We start from the raw sequence: 1,107 nt of genomic DNA on the forward strand, positions 1-1,107 counted from the left end.
AGGCAGCACCCGTCCTGGTCCGCGACCCGTGACCGGGGTGGACTCGTCGCCATGAGCACGCACCTCACCGGCCGCCACGCCCTCGTCACCGGCTCCACCAGCGGCATCGGGGCCGCGACCGCCCGGGCCCTGGCCGCCGACGGCGCCCGGGTGCTGGTCACCGGCCGCGACGAGGCCCGCGGGAAGGCCGTCGTCGAGGACATCGAGGGCAGCGGGGGCAGCGCGGTCTTCCTGGCCTCCGACCTGACCGGAGCCCCCGACGACCTCCGCGCCTTCGCGTCCGCGGCGGTCGAGGCGCTCGACGGGCACGTCGACGTCCTGGTGCACAACGCGGCCGTCTGTCCCGCCGTCGACACCGTGGGCCTGACCGACGACGACCTCGAGACCACCCTGGCGGTCAACGTCCGCGCCCCGCACGTGCTCACCGCCGCGCTCGCGCCGGGGATGGTGGAGCGTGGCTCCGGGGTGGTCGTGGTGATCGGCTCCTGGATGGCCGGGATCGGGCACCCGTTCGTCGGGCTCTACAGCGCCACCAAGGCCGCCGAGGCGCAGCTCGCCCGCAGCTGGGCCGCGGAGTTCGGCCCGCGCGGCGTGCGGGTCAACACGGTCTCGCCCGGCGCGACCCGGACCCCGATCAACGCCGGTGACGACGAGGTCGTGGCCCGCATGACCGCCGGCACCCCGGCCGGGCGACCGGGGACCCCGGACGAGGTCGCCGCCGCCGTCTCCTGGGTGGTCTCCGACGGGGCCGGCTACCTCCACGGGGCCGAGATCGCGATCGACGGGGGCATCACGAGCACGCGCTCCGGGTGAGGCCGGCCTCAGCCGGTCGTGACGCCGAACAGGGCACGCGCGTTGCCGGCCGTGAACGCCTCCCGGTCCTCGTCGGAGGGGAACGCGTCGAGGAGCCCGTCGATGTCGGCGCGGGCCGGTCGCTGGAACGGATAGTCGGTCGAGAAGAGGAGGCGGTCCGCCGTCGTGACTTCCAGGGTGTGCCGCAGCAGCGTCGGGTTGAGCATCCCGGAGCAGGTGATGTGGACGTTCGACCGGACGTAGTCCGACACCGTCCGCTCCAGCCCCGCGACCCGGGCCAGGCTGTTCGTCCGG

The 1,107-nt window shown here is 75.0% G+C and carries 2 protein-coding genes; one reads left to right on the forward strand and one right to left on the reverse strand.

The annotated features are described in order from the left end of the window. Positions 1–51: 51 nt before the first annotated feature. Entirely contained in the window at positions 52–813 is a 762-nt protein-coding gene (locus AC0CYZ_RS18610; protein WP_472217997.1) for an SDR family NAD(P)-dependent oxidoreductase, read from the forward strand. 8 nt (positions 814–821) lie between these two features. On the opposite strand, the gene AC0CYZ_RS18615 is transcribed toward AC0CYZ_RS18610, so the two are convergent. Beyond that, a partial coding sequence (locus AC0CYZ_RS18615) for an amidohydrolase family protein (RefSeq protein WP_472217999.1) occupies positions 822–1,107 on the reverse strand: 286 nt, incomplete at its 5' end.

This window comes from Actinomycetospora sp. (genome assembly GCF_055612215.1).

Coding starts and splice junctions, on each gene's coding strand:
- AC0CYZ_RS18610 (WP_472217997.1), top strand. CDS start 52: ATGAGCACGCACCTCACCGGCCGCCACGCCCTCGTCACCGGCTCCACC.